This window comes from Pradoshia sp. Z6_59 (genome assembly GCF_058267515.1).
Genome location: NZ_JBZCPP010000004.1, coordinates 136,972 through 156,387 on the forward strand (window position 1 = coordinate 136,972; position 19,416 = coordinate 156,387).

Below are 19,416 nucleotides of genomic sequence, written 5' to 3' on the forward strand. Positions count from 1 at the left end.
AATGTTAGGTAAGGGGAGACAATTAGCGTTTCTATGAACGAAAGGTGGAATAAGTATGATTAGCTTTACCTGGAATGTTTTTAGACAAACCGGCAGTGTGGATACTTATCTTCTTTTTAAGGAACTTGAAAGACAGAATGAAGGCCAACCTGATGTGATTAAAGAGGATCACGAAGAAATGGAAATCCCTATAATTTAATAATCTTGCCGTCATATTGGAGTGAGTGACGTGCTAACAAAGTGCGAAGGAATTGTCATTCGCAGTACTGACTATGGTGAAACAAATAAAATTATTACGTTATATACCAGAGAATTTGGGAAAATTGGAGTGATGGCTAGAGGAGCGAAAAAGCCAAACAGCCGCTTCTCAGCTGTCACCCAGTTGTTTCATTATGGTACATATTTATTTCAGGGAAGCCGTGGACTGGGTCAATTACAGCAAGCGGAGACCAAAGAATCCTTCCGTTCCATTCGAGAGGATATCTTCTTAACTGCCTATGCTGCCTTTATCGCAGAATTATTGGATAAAGGAACAGAGGAGAGAAAACCTCACCCGTCCTTATATGACCTATTTTATCTATCGCTCCATTATATCGATGAGGAATATGATCCGGAAGTCATTATGAATATAGTCGAATTGAAGATGTTAAACGTTTTTGGATTCGCACCTGAGTTAAGCCGATGCGTGAATTGTGGGGCACAGGATGGTACGTTTTCCTTTTCTGTAAGAGAAGGTGGTCTATTATGTCATCGATGTGAGCATATTGATCCCTATAAAATTAAGATATTACCGGCTGTCGTTAGGATTTTGCGTATCTTGTATTACATGGACTTAAATCGCCTTGGTACCATATCTATTAAAGATGAGACCAAACAGGAAATCAGAAAAGTCCTGGATGCATACTATGGTGAGTATTTAGGTGTAGAATTAAAAGCAAAACGTTTTCTAAACCAAATGAATAAATTTAAAGGGAATTTTTAATCATTTCCTTTAGGTGATTGTATTGACAATACAGGTCATTATTGTATAGAATGTGAGATAAATTAATATGTAGTTACAGTGAAGGAAAGTAGTATTTGGATTACGATATGCTAAGCGAGTCCGGGACTGGTGTAAGCCGGAACATATCAACCAAAGAAGGCAGTCTGGAGTAACGCATACAAAGTGGCCGGAAATCCGGCAAATAGGGTGGAACCGCGATTAACTCTCGTCCCTATGCTCTTAAAAAGCATAGAGACGAGAGTTTTTTAATTTGTACAAAGGAGAGAACGAATATGACAGTATCAATGGATCAAATTGTATCACACGCGAAACACAGAGGATTTATTTTTCCCGGCTCCGAAATTTACGGAGGACTTGCGAATACATGGGATTATGGCCCTCTTGGCGTAGAGGTAAAAAACAATATTAAAAAAGCATGGTGGAAAAAGTTTATTCAAGAATCACCATACAATGTGGGCCTTGATTCTGCAATACTAATGAATCCACGTACGTGGGAGGCTTCCGGTCATATCGGAAACTTTAATGATCCAATGATTGATTGTAAGAAATGTAAAGCTCGTCATCGTGCGGATAAATTGATTGAGGATGCATTGCAGGCTAAAGGTACAGAGATGATCGTGGATGGCTTATCTTTTGATAAAATGCAAGAATTGATTCAAGAGAATGATATTGCATGTCCAGATTGTGGAGCAAAGGATTTTACAGAAATTAGACAATTTAACCTAATGTTCAAAACATTCCAGGGTGTTACTGAAACGAGTACAAATGAAATCTTCCTTCGTCCAGAAACAGCACAAGGTATTTTTGTTAACTTTAAAAATGTACAGCGTACAATGAGAAAAAAATTGCCTTTTGGTATTGCTCAGGTTGGTAAGAGCTTCCGTAACGAGATTACACCAGGTAACTTTACATTCCGTACACGTGAATTTGAACAAATGGAATTGGAATTTTTCTGCAAACCAGGTTCTGAACTGGAATGGTTCCAATATTGGAAAGATTATGCTGAAAACTGGTTGTTATCATTAGGTATGAAAAAGGAAAACTTCCGCCTTCGTGATCATGAGGAGGAAGAACTATCTCATTACAGTAATGCAACCACTGATTTTGAATATAAATTCCCGTTTGGTTGGGGAGAGCTTTGGGGCATTGCATCCCGTACAGACTTTGATTTAAAGAGACATATGGAGTACTCAGGAGAAGATTTCAACTATTTGGATCCTGAGACAAACGAAAAGTATATTCCTTATTGTATTGAGCCATCCCTGGGAGCAGACCGCGTAACATTGGCTTACTTAATTGATGCATATGAAGAAGAACAGCTTGAAGATGGTACTTCCCGTACGGTAATGCATCTTCATCCAGCTCTGGCACCATTTAAAGCTGCAGTACTGCCGCTGTCCAAAAAGCTTTCTGAGGGGGCAAGAGAAGTATTTGCCAAACTGTCAGAGGACTTTATGGTAGACTATGATGAAGCCGGTTCTATCGGTAAACGATATCGTCGTCATGATGAAATTGGAACACCTTTCTGTATCACATATGATTTTGATTCAGTTGAGGATAACCAAGTAACTGTACGTGACCGTGATACAATGGAGCAAACTCGTATCAGCATCGAAGAACTTCCAGCCTTTTTACAAACAAAAATTAAATTTTAATGTAAAGCTTGCTCAATAAGGAATGCAATCTCCCCTTATTGGGCAGGCTTATTTTAAATTAAGTGGATTTATTACACTTCATGTATAAATAGTTTATACTTAAATTATATAATTTAAGTATATGGGCACTTTAGGGTGGTGAGTAAGATCGAACTAAGCAAAAGACAAGAACAAATCCTTCAAATTGTTAAAGATAATGGGCCGATTACTGGCGAAAATATTGCCGAACAATTAAATTTAACACGTGCTACATTGCGCCCGGATTTAGCGATTTTGACAATGGCCGGTTATTTGGATGCAAGGCCGCGTGTAGGGTATTTCTATACAGGCAGGACGGAAACCCAATTGCTCACAGATAATCTTAAAAAGCTATTGGTCGGAGATTATCAGTCTATACCAATTGTAGTCAGTGAAGGTGTATCTGTTTACGATGCAATATGCACCATGTTTTTAGAAGATGTGGGTACCTTATTTGTTGTGGATAAAGAGTCGCTTCTTGTTGGTGTTCTTTCCAGGAAAGACCTGTTAAGAGCTAGTCTCGGTCAACAGGAATTAAGCAGTATTCCGGTACATATTATTATGACAAGAATGCCTAATATTACGGTGTGCACGAAAGAAGATTTACTGATTGATGTGGCAGAGAAATTAATCGATAAGCAAATTGATGCCCTACCGGTTGTCAAAAAAAGTCCAAAGGGCTTTGAGGTCATAGGCCGGTTAACTAAAACAAACATAACAAAGGCGTTTGTTGGTTTGGCGCGAGACGACCATTAATCAATTCAGATAAAAGAGAAATTATTCATTATTGGAGGAGACAATGAATCAATCTATCATATATGTGGTTTCGGATTCAGTGGGTGAAACAGCGGACCTTGTGACAAAGGCGGCAGTGAGTCAATTTAGTAATCATAATATTACGCTTAAACGAATACCTTTCGTGGAAGATATATCGACCATCGATGAGGTGTTAAGTTTAGCTGAAATGGATAATGCTATTATAGCTTATACGTTGGTAAAGCCAGATATACGCGAGTATATGGCTGAAAAAGCTGCAGAAAAAAAGATCGTGTCTTTTGATATAATTGGTCCTTTCATTGATACGCTTGAAAAACAGTTTGGAGAACAAGCTTTAAATGAACCTGGATTGGTTAGGAAGTTGGACGAAAATTATTTTAAGCGTGTTGAGGCAATTGAATTTGCAGTGAAATATGATGATGGCAGAGATCCAAAAGGAATTGTCAAGGCTGATATTGTACTATTGGGTGTATCACGTACCTCAAAAACTCCTTTATCTCAATTTTTGGCACATAAACGATTTAAGGTGGCGAATGTCCCGCTTGTTCCAGAAGTTGAACCTCCTGAAGAATTATTCAAGATAAATCCTAATAAATGTATTGGATTAGCGATTAGCAGTGAAAAGTTGAACAATATCAGAAGAGAACGTCTAAAGTCTCTCGGATTGAATGATAGCGCGGTTTATGCAAATATGGATCGCATAAAAGAAGAATTAGCCTACTTTGAAGCCATTGTTAACAAACTTAATTGCCCCGTTATTGATGTAACGAATAAGGCTGTAGAAGAAACCGCAAATATTATTGTTAATATCGTAAATAAACAACAATAAAAAAGAGCATGCGGAAGCATGTTTTTTACATGTAAAATAAAGGATTATGTTAAGCGAGTTAAAAGTGTGGCAATTTGACAAGATTTATTTTATAATAAAAAATCGTGATAAAATACCTTTCATCAGGTTTAGAGTTATTTATAAAGGAATAAACTAGAATAAGCTTTTAAAAAACAAAAAGTCAAGAAGTCCTAAAAAAAATAATTCGACAAATGGATAATCAGCCTGGAAAAAAGAAGGATTAAGATGAGAGATGTAGAAATACAAAGGAAGAGTCGTTTAACGGTTTTTGTAGATGCGGATGCCTGCCCGGTTAAAGAAGAGGTTTTGAGCGTATGCAAACCATATGAAGTAGAGATTAACTTTGTGGCAGCCTATACCAACACTACCGACCGTTATCCTGATGTTACCTGGAGATGGGTAGAACCGGGAAGAGATGCGGCAGATTTATATATATTAAATCATTTAAAGCGGCATGATATTGTAATTACTGAAGATATAGGATTGGCAGCAGGATGTCTTGCTAAACATGCTTACGTCTTAACATCAAGAGGTAAAGAGATAACAGATAATGAAATTGATTCATTTCTTGAAACCAGGCATTTGAATGCGAAAGCAAGAAGATCCGGCAAGTATGAAAAAGGGCCAAGGAAAATAAAGGACCTTGATAAAATGAAATTTTCGGAAGCATTACAAAAAATATTGTCGAAAATTGAAGGATTTCAGGGACCGATATAGAATTAAGTTATTCATGCTTATTATGAAACAGGTGTTAAAATTTGAAAAACCAATTAATACCAGAAGAAACGGTGAACGAAATTCGCAATAAAAATGATATCGCTGATGTCGTTGGTGAATATGTTCAGCTAAAAAAACAAGGTCGAAATTACTTTGGTCTATGTCCATTTCATAATGAAAACAGTCCATCATTTTCTGTAGCCCCTGATAAACAAATCTTCCATTGTTTTGGATGTGGTGCCGGAGGGAATGTATTTACATTTTTAATGGACATAGAAGGATATTCCTTCACAGAAGCTGCAAAAAGTTTGGCTGAGAGGGCCAATATACCATTAGAAATTCATGAAAATGAATCTTCGGATGGGACAAAGCCCCGTCATGAGCTCGATGATATGAAGGAAGCACATGAGCTTTTAAGGAAATTTTACCATCATTTGCTTGTAAATACAAAACAGGGTCAGGACGCCCTGGAATATCTGCTGAGTCGTGGATTTACAATGGAATCCATAGAAAAATTTCAGATAGGGTACTCATTGGATTCCTGGGATTATGTGCATAATTTCCTAAAGAAGCGAAACTTTTCAATCGAACGTATGGAAAAAGCAGGTTTGCTGGTTAAACGGGAAGACGGACAGAATTATTTCGATCGATTCCGAAATAGAATTATGTTTCCGATCTTTGACAGGCAAGGTAAAACAATTGCTTTTTCTGGAAGAGCGCTTGCAGCCGGTGATGAACCAAAGTATTTAAATAGTCCTGAGACACCTCTATTTAACAAGAGCAAAATAGTATATAACTATCATCTGGCTCGCCCGTTTATAAGAAAAAAAGGCGCAGCTATCTTGTTTGAAGGATTTGCTGATTGTATATCTGCAGATCGTGCAGAGGTACACAATGGTGTTGCAACGATGGGTACAGCATTAACGGAACAGCACCTTCAATTGCTTAAACGAAGTACAGATACCATTATCATCTGTTATGATTCGGATGCCCCGGGGATAGAGGCAGCAAATAAAACGGCTGATTTGATCCGGGAGAGCGGCTGTCAGGTGAAAATTGCAGTCATGCCTAATGGGTATGATCCCGATGACTATATCAAGGAATTTGGAGAAGAAAAATTCCAAAATGATATAATAGGGGCCGCTCATACGTATATCTCTTTTAAAATGATTTACCATAAAAGAGGGAAGAACTTTGCAAACGAAGGAGATAAGATGGACTACATCGATCAAGTCCTTCGTGAAACAGCAAAGCTTGATAGTGAAGTGGAAAGAGAATTTTATTTGAGGCAAATTGCTACAGAATTCACACTTTCTCTTGATTCTTTGCTTAATCAACAGAGCAAAGTGGGTAAACATAATAAGAAGGCAAAAAACTCTCCTAATCCGAATAATCAAAGGCAAGCATTTGCTACTGTGCGTAGGGATAATCGGATCAAACCTGCTTATATAAAAGCAGAGGAGACCTTGCTGGCTTTAATGCTGCATGATCGTGAACTTGCATTTCGTATTCAAAAAATGCTTGGAGAAAATCAGATGATAGTGGATGATCACCAGGCCATTATTACGTATTTATTTGCTTTTTATGAAGAAGACCACGAAGCTGACACAAGTTTGTTTCTGCATTTTCTTCCGGATCCAAATTTACGTAAGATAGTAACAGAAATTGAAATGATGACCTATAATCACGATCCGAGTGAACAGGAATTAAATGATTATGTCCACCAAATCACTAAATATCAAAAATTATTAGTCATTAAAGAAAAAGAGGCAGAGCTACTCGAGGCCACAAGAAGACAGGACACAAGCCGTGCTGTCGAATTAGGAATCGAGCTCATCTCGTTAAGAAACTCTTTATGACTTTAAATAAGAAGTGGATTGAGAAGGAGGGGAACAAATGGCTGAAAAGTCAGCACGTTCCAAAGAAAAAGAAGTAGATAACAACACAGAAATGACATTAGATCAGGTAAAAGAATTTATTACAGAGCTAGGGAAAAAACGAAACCGCCTTACCTATGAGGATGTAGCAGAAAGACTTTCCAGCTTCGTGCTTGATTCAGAACAAATGGATGAATTTTATGAATATCTTGGAGAACAGGGTATTGATATAGTGAATGAAAGTGATGCTGATGATAATCCAGGAACTCAGGAACTTGAAAAAGAAGAAGAGTTTGATTTAAATGATCTAAGTGTTCCTCCAGGTGTAAAAATTAATGACCCTGTACGCATGTACCTAAAGGAAATTGGTCGTGTTGATCTATTATCTGCTGAAGAAGAAATTGTTTTGGCGGAGCGTATAGAAGAAGGCGATGAAGAAGCGAAAAGACGTCTGGCAGAAGCTAACCTTCGTCTCGTTGTCAGCATTGCGAAAAGATACGTAGGACGCGGGATGTTGTTCCTTGATTTGATTCAGGAAGGTAATATGGGATTAATTAAAGCAGTTGAGAAATTTGACTACCGTAAAGGTTTCAAATTCAGTACGTATGCAACATGGTGGATCAGACAAGCTATCACTCGTGCTATTGCTGACCAGGCCAGAACAATCCGTATTCCGGTGCATATGGTAGAAACCATTAATAAACTAATCCGGGTCCAAAGACAGCTCCTTCAAGATTTAGGACGTGAACCTTCTCCTGAAGAGATAGCTGAAGAAATGGATTTAACACCGGAAAAAGTTCGTGAGATTTTAAAAATTGCTCAAGAACCTGTATCTTTGGAAACACCAATTGGTGAAGAAGATGACTCTCACCTAGGAGATTTCATTGAAGACCAGGATGCTACATCTCCTTCTGATCATGCAGCATATGAATTATTGAAAGAACAGCTGGAAGATGTATTGGATACTTTAACAGACCGTGAAGAGAATGTTCTTCGTTTACGTTTCGGGTTAGATGATGGCAGAACCCGTACGTTGGAAGAGGTAGGTAAAGTATTTGGTGTAACACGTGAGCGTATTCGACAAATCGAAGCGAAAGCTCTTCGTAAATTGCGCCATCCGAGTCGCAGTAAACGTCTTAAGGATTTCTTAGAATAGAATATACCATAAATTGGTTCGAAAATAAAACAGCTCTACTGGATTTTCCAAGTAGAGCTGTTTTATTATTTATTGGAATAAAGTAGAACGATTCATTTTGACCTTGAGTGGTTCGATTCACAGTACATAATAAAGTTGTTTGAGATCAATAAACTGGCTTAGGGGAGTGAATTTAAAGAGCTTTCAGTGGTTTGTAATATAGGGAAATACGTTGTCATTGACTTCGAGTGTTATCCCGAATATTGATTTGAATTGTAGAAACTATGGAAAACTTTGAAGAAAATGCAAGTTATAACTTTTCCAAAATTGGTTTTTACAGTAAAATAAAGAGGGGTAAATGTAAGTTGATGGTTAATTAGTATTTACATAGGGGAGGGAACTACTATGAAAAACAATGCAGTTATGCCATACATTCTAATTATGGTGATTGGTCTTACACTAGTCTTTTTCTTATCCATTAAGGGCCTTGGGGATGCTGATAAAATGGCCAAGGAGAATGAAGAAGGTGGAAAAACAGAAGAAACAGCAAGTGCTGATAAACCTGAAGACATTTATAAAGCACAATGCTTATCTTGTCATGGCGGTAATTATGAAGGTGGAGCAGGTCCGAAGCTAATTGGGGTTACGGATAAAGAGCTTATTAAAGATCGTATCGTAAATGGTAAAGGCATGATGCCTCCTGGACTTGTCCCAGAAGACAAAGTGGACGATATGGTTGAGTTTATAGCTGGCTTAAAATAAGTATACGCGCGGGACTCTCCAAGAGGTTCCCTATTTTAAAAACAGGTTAAGGAAACGATTTCGTTTTCCTTAACCTGTTTTTGTTTTTGCCGTTATTTGAGAATAAGCTTACCGTAGTGTCGGAGGTCTATTACATTAGCTAAGCATATCCTGTCGGGTAAATACAATAAAGGAAACAAGCAGGGCGCCAAGTCCCCATATGGCTAAAACGGACAAAGAGAAAGGTAAGGTCATTCCATCAATCATGGGCATACTACCTGAAAGATAATCGATTAATTCCATATTCACACTGTAAATATATTTCGCCCCATCCCAGGCCGTTGCAAATCCCTTTAAAATAGCGCCTGCTATGAGGGAAGCAAACATAACCCCCATACCACCTGGAGTGTTACGAATCAGTATAGAGACCATAAAAGCGATTGTACCTACGATTACGCTGACATACCATACGAGTCCTGCTGACATTAAAATATATTGCCACTGTGGAATGAGCCGGATGGAATCAGTAATCAAGTTGCCATTAACATATTCAAACCCTGTCGCAATCGGTAATTTCCAGCCTGAAAAATCAAAGAATATTCCCGCCAGCAAATAAGCCATGGCTATAACAATTAAAACAATTAATGAAATAAACAGCAGAAGTGTCACATATTTGCTTAAAAGAATCTTCCACCTTTTCACCGGTCGGGTTAGCAATAATTTAATTGTACCGTCACTGCGTTCTCCGCTAATTATATCAATCGCCACAATCATTACGAGTAAAGGTATAAACATACCGATCCCCTGCTTTAGGAACTCCCTTACAAATGTTGGTGCACCCGGTGAGCTCGGATTAATATCATGTTCCAAATAGTATTGCTGCTGTTTAACCTGAATGCTTAAATAATGTTTCCATTCCTCTGATATCCCGGTACTGCTGAGACGGTTCTGACCTTCGACAATTCTCTGCTGAAGAACAACGCGCCAGTCATCTGTACCCATCCGCTTCTCAGTTTCTTTTGTTTGTTGATTTTGAGCATAAAGGAAAATTGGAATCAGAACAAGCAGGATGAGGATGATAACCGCAATACGTCGTTTTTTGATTATTTTTTCTGCTTCGTTAAATACGAGTTTACCGAACTCAATCATGGTTGATTCCCCCTGTCAGCTCCATAAATAGATCCTCTAAGGTTAATGTCTTTTCATAAACAGAATGTACATCAATCCCATTTTCAATCAATAATCGATTGTATGTACTGATTAAATCCGGTTGTAAACTGCAAATCAGCAGGTTATCTTTTATTTGTAGATCTTGTATGTTTTCTTTTGTTTTTAATAGATCATATGCTTCCTTGAGGGGAGTGACCTTCCACTCGACCCTGTCTCTGGAATGATCAAGTAGATCCTTAACAGTAGAGACGGTAATCATGTTTCCTTTATTGATAATGGCCACCCGGTCACACATTAATTGGATTTCACTTAATAAGTGACTGGATATAAATACGCTGATACCTTCTGTTTCAACTAAATAACGGACAAATTCACGTAATTCCCTTATTCCCGAAGGATCAAGGCCATTAGTAGGTTCATCTAATATTAATAATTGCGGATTTCCCAGTAATGCTTGGGCAATACCAAGGCGCTGCTTCATCCCGAGAGAATAGGTTTTAACTTTGTCATGTATTCTGCTTTCAAGATTTACCTGCCTGATAATATCCTCGATTCTGTCATCCGGAACATCTCCAAGCATCCGGGCAAACTGTTTAAGATTCTCCCAACCTGTCAGATACGTATAGAGCTCAGGGTTTTCTACAATTGAGCCTACCTGGCGCATGGCTTGCTTAAATGATGTTCGTAGGTTGTAACCAGCAATTGTAATGGTTCCTTTTGTTGGTTTAATTAAGCCGACCAGCATTCGGATGGTAGTAGTTTTACCTGCACCGTTAGGGCCTAGAAAACCAAAAACCTCTCCATGCTTCACTTCAAAGCTGATATCTTCAACAAGGTGATTCCCCTTAATGACTTTGGTTAAATGTTCTACTTTTAATACAGATTGACTCATTAATCAATCCCCTCCCAACTGTTGTTGGCTTGCGATGGATTGGATTAAGCGTTCTGATATAGCCTCGTAGCCTTTTTTATTTGGATGAAAATGATCCGTGTACAAAAAGTTTTTTCCTTGGCCCTGAAATAAGTCAAATACAGGAATGATATGTAATTCGGGGTATTGGGTAGCTAATGTTTGCAGCTGGTGATTCCAGTCAATAACAAACTTAGATGTGTCCCCTAATTCCTTGAATTCTTCAAAGGGATTGTACAGGCTGAGCCAATAGATAGGAGCATCCGCATTATTTGATCGGATTATCTCGATAATTTTCTTGCTGTTATTAACAAAAGTATTTGTATCTGGTGTATATTCAGTGAGGTTGGTTGTTAATGTTTCGACACCGGGAAAGAGATCATTTCCTCCAATTGTCATAACTATTAAATCAGCATTCTTAAGAGTATGCTTGGTGCCTGAAGTATCAAGAAGGGTTAGTAAATCGGTTGTTTTGGCTCCGCTGACTGAGAGGTTGGACAAGCTAATCTTCTGATTATAGTCCTCTGTTAATTTGGTGCTTAATCTTTTTACATAGCCATCCCCGCTATCATCGCCAACACCTCGAGTTAAAGAATCGCCAAGAGCAACAATAGACAATGTTTTGGTGTCTTTTTTAGTAAGCGGCTCTTTCTCTTTTACAGTTTTATACTGAGTAATCTCCTTAGGGTTTATAACTGCCCGGGTACCCTGAATAAAGCCAACGAGTAATAGAAACGTTGTCAGTAAACTAATGATAAGGATTGTACCGGTTACCCACCTTTTTCTCATTTACCCACCTGCTTTACTATAGATTGGATGTTGATATAGTTTCAGTTTTCACGTTCCTATCTCTATTAAACCAAAATATTGAAATAAGGAGGAATATTTTGGCTGAAAAATATGTTCTGAAGAAAGTCCTTTGCAATAGGGGATGAGTTTTCTTATACTAAAGAAATAAATGAATTCCTATTAAGAGTGGAGTATGAAGTAATGAATGTAGATAAATTATCAAAAAGATTAACGCGAGTAACCTCCTATGTACCAAAGGGCAGTTTTTTGGCTGATATTGGATCTGACCATGCTTATTTGCCTTGCTATGCAGTTAAAGAAGGCATCGTGCAAAAAGCCATTGCAGGAGAAGTAGTGGAAGGTCCGTATCAATCTGCGTTAAACCAAGTGAGGGAATCTAAACTAGAAGACTCTATATCCGTTCGTAAAGGAAATGGGCTGGAAGTCATATCTCATGGAGAAGTAACAGCCATTACAATATGCGGAATGGGTGGGTCTTTAATAACGAGTATTCTAGAAAATGGAAAAACGAAACTGTCAGGACGGGAGACCTTAATTCTTCAACCCAATATCGGTGCTCAGTTTATCCGGAAATGGCTGATTGCCGAGGGTTGGGAATTGAAAGCGGAAGAAATCCTGGAAGAGGACGAAAAAATATATGAAATTTTAGTAGCAGAAAAAGGAGAGGCATTGAAGTCTTATCGAGAATTGCCTTTTGAAGCAGCAGAATTAATGGGGCCATTTTTATTGAAAGAAAAGAATCCTATCTTTATGAAAAAGTGGACAATGGAGTTAAAGCATTGGAATAAGATTTTGAAACAAATAGAGTCCAGTGAAAACGAACGGACTCAGGAAAAGAAAGAAGAAATCCAAAAATCCATAGAGTTGGTAGAGGAGGCACTTCAATAATGAAAACACCGAATGGTTATGAAGTCATCCAGCTTTTTGAAAGCTTTTCTCCCAAATATTTAGCTGAGGATGGAGATCCAATTGGATTGCAGGTAGGTAGTCTTGCTAAAAAAGTAAAGAAAGTTATTGTGGCATTGGATGTAACGGAAGAAGTGGTTGATGAAGCTGTAAATCAAGGTGTGGATTTAATTATTGCACATCACCCGTTAATTTTTCGGCCATTAAAAAAAATTATCCCTGATCAGCCTGCCGGGAGAACGATTGAAAAATTAATTAAAAATGATATCGCTCTGTATGCAGCGCATACGAATCTTGACATCGCGGAGGGCGGTGTCAATGATATGCTCGCGGATGCATTGGGACTAGAGAATACTTCTGTTTTGAAGGTTACCCATCGGGAAAAACTTTACAAATTAGCCGTATATGCACCTACCTCAGCTGAAACTGAAGTGCGTGAAGCATTGGGGAAAGCTGGTGCAGGCAATTTGGGCAATTACAGTCATTGCAGTTTTACCTTATCAGGCACGGGTAGATTTAAGCCAAATCAAGAGGCAGATCCGTATATTGGGTCTTCTGGGGAGTTTGAACACGTAGAAGAAGTAAAGATAGAAGTAATTGTGCCGGAATCTATTACAAACAAAGTTGTAAAAGCAATGCTCAAAGCTCATCCTTACGAAGAAGTCGCTTACGATTTGTATGTTCTTGAAAACGAGTCAGGTAAGGAATTTGGTTTAGGTCGAGTAGGTGCTATTTCAGAGGCTATGTCTTTAAGAGAATATGCAGAGCATGTTAAAAAGGCACTAGATGTGACTTCTGTACGAGTCATCGGTGACCTTGATGCCACGGTGAAGAAGGTAGCGGTATTAGGCGGAGACGGTGATAAATTTGTGCGAACAGCTCAATTTGCCGGAGCTGATGTATTTATTACAGGAGATATTTATTACCATACAGCCGTTGATTTTAAACAAGAAGGCATGAATATCATTGACCCCGGCCATAATGTTGAAAAAATCATGAAACAAGGCGTCGCCAAAAAAATGACATCCCTATGCAAAAACGCCGGCTATGAAATAGAATTCATAGCATCTAAAATTGATACAAATCCATTCCAGGTAATCTAAAAGGCTGAAGGGCCTTGCTCAGCCGCGACAAGCATAAGAGGAGGTGCGTAGGGAGAACGCTTTTTTCTCCCGCAGCAGCTACACTTATGACTCGAGCGGTTAGGCCCTGAAGCTAGATTGGCTAAAAAGCTGAGACGGCTGGTTAAGGAACGAAGACTAAGAACGCCACGTCCTGTGGCAACGTCTTCATGACCTACATCCTGTAGGCCCGCGAGGAGCATAAGACAAAGGCACGTAGGGGCTAATTAAGGAACAAAGACTAAAAGCGCCACGTCCTGTGGCAACGTCTTTGTGACCAACGTCCTGTTGGCCTCAGCAGCAGCTACACTAATGACTCGAGCGGTTAAGCCCTGGAGATACAACAGTAAAAAGAAAAAAGGACCCAGGTCCTTTTTTCTTTTTAGCTATTTTCGTTATTTCACTTTCACTTTAGGTAATATTTTGGAAAGAGGTACTTTCTTTTCCGTTTTCCATGTCGATGAATCAGCCGGATCGAACTGCTCCAAAAATGTTATGACTTCTTTGGTAATAGGTGTTGGCGTGGATGCTCCTGCTGTTACACCAACTACTTGAGCATCTTTAATCCAATCTATTTCCAACTCGCTGACATCAGCAATTCGATAGGCTTTTGTTTGGGCGATTTCTTCCGATACCTGTGCTAATCTGTTTGAGTTATTACTCTTAGGATCTCCAACTACAATCAGAACATCAAGGTCTTTTGCTTGCTCAGCGACAGCTTCCTGACGGACTTGAGTAGCCATACAAATTTCTTTATGAATTTCTGCTGCAGGATATTTTTTCTTAACTTCTTCTATTAAGTCGGCAACATCCCATTGACTCATAGTTGTTTGATTGGTCACAATGATTTTCTCGTTTTCAATTGTCAGGTCATCAATATCTTGTTTGGACTCAACGAGATGAACGATATCCGGGGCTACACCAACAGCGCCTTCTGGTTCAGGGTGGCCTTTCTTTCCGATATAAATGATATCATAACCTTCTTTTTCTTTTGCTTCGATTAAATTATGAGTTGCTGTAACATCCGGACAGGTTGCGTCAATCGTTACAAGTCCTTTTTGTTTGGCAATATCTCTTACTTCAGGTGAAATGCCGTGGGCAGTAAAGATGACGGTGCCGGAATCAACCTTCTCGATTATTTCTTTACGGTCTTTACCGTCGAGGGTGATAATCCCATCTTGTTCAAACGCTTCCGTTACATGCTGATTATGAACAATCATGCCCAGAATATAAATAGGGCGTGGCAAAGTTTTATCTAAAGCGGCATTTCTGGCGATAACCATCGCATCAACAACGCCGTAACAATATCCTCTTGGGGAAATTTTAACTACTTTCATTAATTCAAAAAAACCTCCTTGCTCCATGTCTGTTTGACAGATGGAGTGTTTCTTATATTATAAGCGAGTGATTAAAAACTTACAAAAAGAAATCCTTCGGGAGAATATTGCATATGTAGAAAAGCGCTCCTTTTAGGGGCGCTGTATAGTTAGATGAAAAGCTTTGGCAGGGATGGTTTCACATTTTGAGGTTTCGATTTTATTATTGTGCTTCCAGGAAGCTCGTGTGAATAGTCTATTTCGCTAGATTCATTCTTTTCCTTTTTAGAGCTTTTAAGAGAAGCTGAAGATTCTATATGGTTGGATGACTCCAAAATGTTTGAGTCGACCTGATCGATAGCTTCTTCTTGATCTTCTGCTGTAGTTGCATTTAATCCCCGATAAATTTTCCACATGGATGGTAAATTTTTAATTAAAGGTCCATATTGCTGAACCTGGCGAACCATTGGTACCACACGTTCCCCTGCTGCTAACACCTTTTGCGTACTGTTCATAAAATTTGTTAAAGTGGAACCTCCTCCGGCAGCTTTAGCAGCTGTACCGGCACCCTGTGCCAAGCCGGAACCTCCTCCTCTGCCAAACAAAGAAGCCAGAAATCCTCCTCCTTGCTTGGGAGCACTTGCTGCTCCAAAAGGAATTCCTCTCCTTGGCATAGGTGGACCGAATAATCCTCTTGTATTAAATTGTGGTGGGGCAGAACCTCTGATAAAGCCTGGTCCTCGTGGCGGGCCGAAAATGGGTGGTCTCATAGGCGGCATATTTAACCCTCCTTTCTATTCAATATTTTACTTAAGTTCCCATAATAGAATATGTCAGTTAGGGACGGTAAAGTGCGAATATATGAAAGAATAGGCTTTTAATCTACAAAAACTTGTTATTAGTCCTTCACATAAGGTAATATGAGAAGGATAGTTGCTAAAAAGCTTGTAAGCATGTCAGAAAGTTGGTAAAAAATGAGTTCATTTAAAATGTTTAAGTTACCCGAATATGTATTGGAAGCTGTTGAGAAGGTAGGATTTAAGGAGCCGACAATCATACAGGAAAGAGTCATTCCAGCTGTATTTAGCGGTAAGAGTATTATAGGGCAGTCACAAACTGGCACTGGAAAAACCCATTCTTTTCTATTGCCGATCATGGCTAAAATCAATCAGGAAAAGATGGAAGTACAGGCTGTAATTACGGCACCGACGAGAGAATTAGCGGCCCAAATTTATAAAGCTGCTGTTTCTTTGAATGAGAAATTTCCTGAAGATAAACAAATTCATATAAAAAGCTATGTAGGTGGAACAGATAAACAACGTTCAATTGACAAGCTCACCGTTCAACCACAGCTTGTGATCGGTACACCTGGTCGTATTAAAGATTTATCGGAAGAAAATGCGTTGAGTGTTTTTTCTGCCGATATTTTAGTAGTTGATGAAGCTGATTTAATGATTGATTTAGGATTTATGGAAGATGTGGATAAAATCGCTTCAAGGATGGCTCCTAAGCTGCAAATGCTAGTATTTTCTGCGACAATTCCAGAAAAGCTACAGCCATTCTTGAAAAAGTATATGAACAATCCGAAACATATCCATGTGGATCCGACAAAAGTGTCTGTAGAAAAATTGGAGCACATTCTCGTTCCTGTTAGACACCGAGACAAGGTTCAATTGGTTAAGTCAATTATTGAACTTCAAAATCCTTTCCTTGTGCTTATTTTTGCTAATACAAAGCAAAACGCAGATGAGCTGGCAGATGCTCTCCTTGAAAAGGGATTGCAGGTAGGAAGACTACACGGTAACTTACCGGCAAGAGAAAGAAAAAGGGTTATGAAAGAGATTAATGCTCTTAAATATCAATATGTTGTAGCTACAGACCTAGCAGCAAGAGGTATTGATATTGAAGGCGTAAGTCATGTGATTAACTATGAACTTCCTCAGGACCTGGATTTCTATATCCATCGCTGTGGCCGTACAGCGCGCGCAGGTATGTCCGGAGTCGCTGTTACCTTGTATGAGGAGAAAGATGATCAAGCTCTGAATAAACTCGAATCCATGGGTGTAACATTCAGCAACCGTGACGTGGTAAAAGGTGAATGGGTTGAAATTGATGACCGTAATAAGCGTAAAAAACGTAAAAATTCACCTAAAGCAGCCGGTGAGGTAAAGAATTATGGTAAATTCTCTAAGCATTTACGTAAAGTAAAGCCTGGCTATAAAAAGAAAGTAAAAGCTGAAGTAGAAAAAATCAAAAAGAGAGAAAGACGCTTAAAGAAAAGATAAACGATAATAGGGGGCAGATGGATGCTTAAAATTGGATCACATGTTTCCATGAGCGGAAAGAAAATGCTTTTAGGTGCAAGTGAAGAAGCAGTTTCTTATGGTGCCAATACATTTATGATTTATACAGGCGCTCCTCAAAACACAAGAAGAAAGAAAATCGAGGATTTAAATATTGCGGCAGGTCTATTGCATATGAAGGAAAATGGAATGAGCGATATCGTTGTCCATGCTCCTTATATTATCAATATCGGTAACGCAGTAAATCCCGCTACTTTCCAATTGGGTGTTGATTTCCTTCGTTCGGAAATCGAACGGACGGAAGCTCTGGGGGCCTACCAAATTGTATTGCATCCAGGTGCTCATGTCGGAGAAGGTTCAGAAATAGGTATTAAAAAGATCATCGAGGGATTAAATGAAGTCATTACCCTTGATCAAAAAGTCCAAATCGCATTGGAAACGATGGCCGGCAAGGGCTCAGAGTGTGGAAGAAGTTTTGAAGAATTAGCGATGATTATCGATGGAGTTACACATAATGATAAGCTGAGTGTTTGCTTTGATACTTGTCATACTCATGATGCGGGTTATGATATTGTGAATGATTTTGATGGCGTTTTAAACCATTTTGATAAAACTGTCGGTGTAGACCGTATTAAAGTGCTGCATATAAATGACAGTAAAAATGAATGTGGAATGAGAAAAGACCGACATGAAAATATCGGGTATGGAAAGATTGGTTTTGAACCTCTTCATTACATTGTTCATCATCCACAATTAAGCTCTGTACCAAAAATATTGGAAACTCCATTTGTTGGTACGGATAAAACAAACAAAAAAGCACCGTATAAACATGAAATTGGTATGCTAAGAGATGGAGCTTGGGTAGATTTTCAAGCTTCCATGCTTGGACAAACGGTATAAAGAGAAGGGGAAGCAGTACATCTGTACTGCTTCCTTTTTAAATTCCGGTCATGTTATGAAATATTTTCTCGATTTGCTGCGCTTTCTTAGCACCGGTAATTTTCTCGATTTTTGTTAAGAGCTGTTTTCGTTCAGTCTGATCAAAAATATTAACGGATTTCCCCCGGATTAGTTTGGTTATTTCCTCAGCTTCAGTTTTTGTTAAAGTTAAACCATTCTGCCCGGCAAAATCAAGCAATTCACTGGCAGTGATACGATTGATTTTTAAGTTAACAATGCTTTCAAATAGCTTCAAATTACCACCCCATGTTTACCATATGAATAGGACAGAAAAAAATGAACTAAATTATACAATATTAAGTAAATGTGTTTACTTTACTGAAATTGTCCTGTATACTACTTGAGATAAATCGTAATCATTCTTATTAACAGGTGGCCGATTATGAATAATGACTTAATTAAAATTGAACATGTTACTTATAAATATGAGAGAGAAAACGTTCTTGAAGATATTAACTTATCCGTCAAAGATGGAGATTTTCTCGCTATTGTCGGACCGAATGGTTCTGGCAAATCAACATTGCTGAAGCTGATGCTTGGATTAAATAAAGTACAGCAAGGTGAAATTTTCTTGTTCGGTGAGAAAATAAATAAATTTAAAAATTGGGAGAAAATTGGCTATGTATCACAAAAGGCCAACTCCTTTAACAGTGGTTTCCCAGCTACAGTGGAAGAAGTTGTAGCGAGCGGATTGACGAAGAAAATAGGACTTTTTCGTTTCTACAATAAAACCCATCGCCAAAAAGTGGTAAAAGCGCTTAAAGAAGTAGGAATGCAGGATTTCATCAAAAGACCAATTGGAGAATTATCGGGCGGTCAGCAACAGCGGGTATTCATTGCAAGAGCACTGGTCAGCGATCCTGCCATGTTAATACTGGATGAGCCTACGGTTGGTGTAGATGTAAAGAATGTCACTAATTTTTATGACCTGCTATACGATTTAAACCGTAACCTTGGATTGACGCTTATTTTGGTTACTCACGATACTGGTACCATTACAGAAAAGGTCACTCATATTGCTTGTCTAAACAAACAATTGCATTTTCACGGAAATACATGTGAATATGAACATTTAGATGATAAGGATATGTCAGCTTTTTATGGCCATGATGTTTATACATTAACACATGATCATTAATTTGGAGGA

General features: G+C 38.6%; 20 protein-coding genes. 14 read left to right on the forward strand and 6 right to left on the reverse strand.

Features of this window, described 5'->3' with window-relative positions:
- Window positions 1–55: 55 nt before the first annotated feature.
- The 9 genes from AC4D4B_RS06090 to cccA all read left to right on the forward strand — a co-directional run bounded on the left by AC4D4B_RS06090 (window position 56) and on the right by cccA (window position 8,794).
- Complete coding sequence (locus AC4D4B_RS06090) at window positions 56–199, forward strand: YqzL family protein (RefSeq protein WP_066105219.1); 144 nt, start codon at window positions 56–58, stop codon at window positions 197–199.
- Window positions 200–229: 30 nt separating this feature from the next.
- Window positions 230–982, forward strand: coding sequence for a DNA repair protein RecO (recO, locus tag AC4D4B_RS06095; protein ID WP_490999422.1), 753 nt, complete (start codon window positions 230–232; stop codon window positions 980–982).
- A 293-nt stretch (window positions 983–1,275) separates the two neighbouring features.
- Window positions 1,276–2,658 (forward strand): glycine--tRNA ligase, encoded by a 1,383-nt coding sequence (locus AC4D4B_RS06100; protein WP_490996635.1) that lies wholly within the window; start codon window positions 1,276–1,278, stop codon window positions 2,656–2,658.
- A 135-nt stretch (window positions 2,659–2,793) separates the two neighbouring features.
- Window positions 2,794–3,432 (forward strand): transcriptional regulator CcpN, encoded by a 639-nt coding sequence (gene ccpN, locus AC4D4B_RS06105; RefSeq protein ID WP_490996636.1) that lies wholly within the window; start codon window positions 2,794–2,796, stop codon window positions 3,430–3,432.
- 43 nt (window positions 3,433–3,475) lie between these two features.
- Window positions 3,476–4,282 (forward strand): pyruvate, water dikinase regulatory protein, encoded by an 807-nt coding sequence (locus AC4D4B_RS06110; RefSeq protein ID WP_490996637.1) that lies wholly within the window; start codon window positions 3,476–3,478, stop codon window positions 4,280–4,282.
- A 246-nt stretch (window positions 4,283–4,528) separates the two neighbouring features.
- Window positions 4,529–5,020 carry a YaiI/YqxD family protein gene (locus AC4D4B_RS06115; protein ID WP_490996638.1) on the forward strand — a complete coding sequence of 164 codons (492 nt, stop codon included), beginning with the start codon at window positions 4,529–4,531 and terminating at the stop codon, window positions 5,018–5,020.
- Between the two features lie 41 nt (window positions 5,021–5,061).
- Window positions 5,062–6,879 (forward strand): DNA primase, encoded by a 1,818-nt coding sequence (gene dnaG, locus AC4D4B_RS06120; RefSeq protein WP_490999423.1) that lies wholly within the window; start codon window positions 5,062–5,064, stop codon window positions 6,877–6,879.
- A 37-nt stretch (window positions 6,880–6,916) separates the two neighbouring features.
- Window positions 6,917–8,053 (forward strand): RNA polymerase sigma factor RpoD, encoded by a 1,137-nt coding sequence (gene rpoD, locus AC4D4B_RS06125; protein WP_066105200.1) that lies wholly within the window; start codon window positions 6,917–6,919, stop codon window positions 8,051–8,053.
- 384 nt (window positions 8,054–8,437) lie between these two features.
- The gene (gene cccA, locus AC4D4B_RS06130; protein WP_490996640.1) at window positions 8,438–8,794 is read left to right on the forward strand and encodes a cytochrome c550; all 357 of its coding nucleotides are present in this window, start codon (window positions 8,438–8,440) and stop codon (window positions 8,792–8,794) included.
- 135 nt (window positions 8,795–8,929) lie between these two features.
- Here the strand turns inward: cccA and AC4D4B_RS06135 are convergent, their stop codons facing one another.
- The 3 genes from AC4D4B_RS06135 to AC4D4B_RS06145 are packed head-to-tail and all read right to left on the reverse strand — an operon-like array spanning window position 8,930 to window position 11,642.
- Complete coding sequence (locus tag AC4D4B_RS06135) at window positions 8,930–9,922, reverse strand: ABC transporter permease (protein ID WP_490996641.1); 993 nt, start codon at window positions 9,920–9,922, stop codon at window positions 8,930–8,932.
- On the reverse strand, window positions 9,915–10,835 hold the full coding sequence (locus AC4D4B_RS06140; protein ID WP_490996642.1) for an ABC transporter ATP-binding protein: 921 nt from the start codon (window positions 10,833–10,835) through the stop codon (window positions 9,915–9,917). The genes AC4D4B_RS06135 and AC4D4B_RS06140 overlap by 8 nt, the downstream gene beginning before the upstream one ends.
- A 3-nt stretch (window positions 10,836–10,838) precedes the next feature.
- A complete protein-coding gene (locus tag AC4D4B_RS06145) occupies window positions 10,839–11,642 on the reverse strand; it encodes a GDSL-type esterase/lipase family protein (protein WP_490999424.1) in 804 nt (267 codons plus the stop codon).
- Between the two features lie 201 nt (window positions 11,643–11,843).
- Between AC4D4B_RS06145 and AC4D4B_RS06150 the strand changes: the two genes are divergently transcribed.
- Both AC4D4B_RS06150 and AC4D4B_RS06155 read left to right on the forward strand, forming a co-directional pair.
- Entirely contained in the window at window positions 11,844–12,551 is a 708-nt protein-coding gene (locus AC4D4B_RS06150) for a tRNA (adenine(22)-N(1))-methyltransferase (RefSeq protein WP_490999425.1), read from the forward strand.
- On the forward strand, window positions 12,551–13,672 hold the full coding sequence (locus AC4D4B_RS06155) for a Nif3-like dinuclear metal center hexameric protein (protein WP_490999426.1): 1,122 nt from the start codon (window positions 12,551–12,553) through the stop codon (window positions 13,670–13,672). The genes AC4D4B_RS06150 and AC4D4B_RS06155 overlap by 1 nt, the downstream gene beginning before the upstream one ends.
- A gap of 413 nt (window positions 13,673–14,085) precedes the next feature.
- Here AC4D4B_RS06155 and AC4D4B_RS06160 read toward each other — a convergent pair whose 3' ends face one another.
- On the reverse strand, window positions 14,086–15,027 hold the full coding sequence (locus AC4D4B_RS06160) for a 4-hydroxy-3-methylbut-2-enyl diphosphate reductase (protein WP_490999427.1): 942 nt from the start codon (window positions 15,025–15,027) through the stop codon (window positions 14,086–14,088).
- A 149-nt stretch (window positions 15,028–15,176) separates the two neighbouring features.
- Entirely contained in the window at window positions 15,177–15,785 is a 609-nt protein-coding gene (gene vrrA, locus AC4D4B_RS06165) for a VrrA/YqfQ family protein (RefSeq protein ID WP_139892582.1), read from the reverse strand.
- A 210-nt stretch (window positions 15,786–15,995) separates the two neighbouring features.
- On the opposite strand from vrrA, the gene AC4D4B_RS06170 reads away from it, so the two are divergent.
- The gene (locus AC4D4B_RS06170) at window positions 15,996–17,291 is read left to right on the forward strand and encodes a DEAD/DEAH box helicase (protein ID WP_225983608.1); all 1,296 of its coding nucleotides are present in this window, start codon (window positions 15,996–15,998) and stop codon (window positions 17,289–17,291) included.
- Window positions 17,292–17,312: 21 nt separating this feature from the next.
- The gene (locus AC4D4B_RS06175; protein WP_490999428.1) at window positions 17,313–18,209 is read left to right on the forward strand and encodes a deoxyribonuclease IV; all 897 of its coding nucleotides are present in this window, start codon (window positions 17,313–17,315) and stop codon (window positions 18,207–18,209) included.
- A gap of 37 nt (window positions 18,210–18,246) precedes the next feature.
- On the opposite strand, the gene AC4D4B_RS06180 is transcribed toward AC4D4B_RS06175, so the two are convergent.
- Window positions 18,247–18,504, reverse strand: a complete 258-nt coding sequence (locus tag AC4D4B_RS06180; protein ID WP_490999429.1) for a DUF2624 family protein — start codon at window positions 18,502–18,504, stop codon at window positions 18,247–18,249.
- Window positions 18,505–18,651: 147 nt separating this feature from the next.
- Here AC4D4B_RS06180 and AC4D4B_RS06185 point away from each other — a divergent pair, with 147 nt between their 5' ends.
- Window positions 18,652–19,407 carry a metal ABC transporter ATP-binding protein gene (locus tag AC4D4B_RS06185; protein WP_066105172.1) on the forward strand — a complete coding sequence of 252 codons (756 nt, stop codon included), beginning with the start codon at window positions 18,652–18,654 and terminating at the stop codon, window positions 19,405–19,407.
- Window positions 19,408–19,416: the final 9 nt, after the last annotated feature.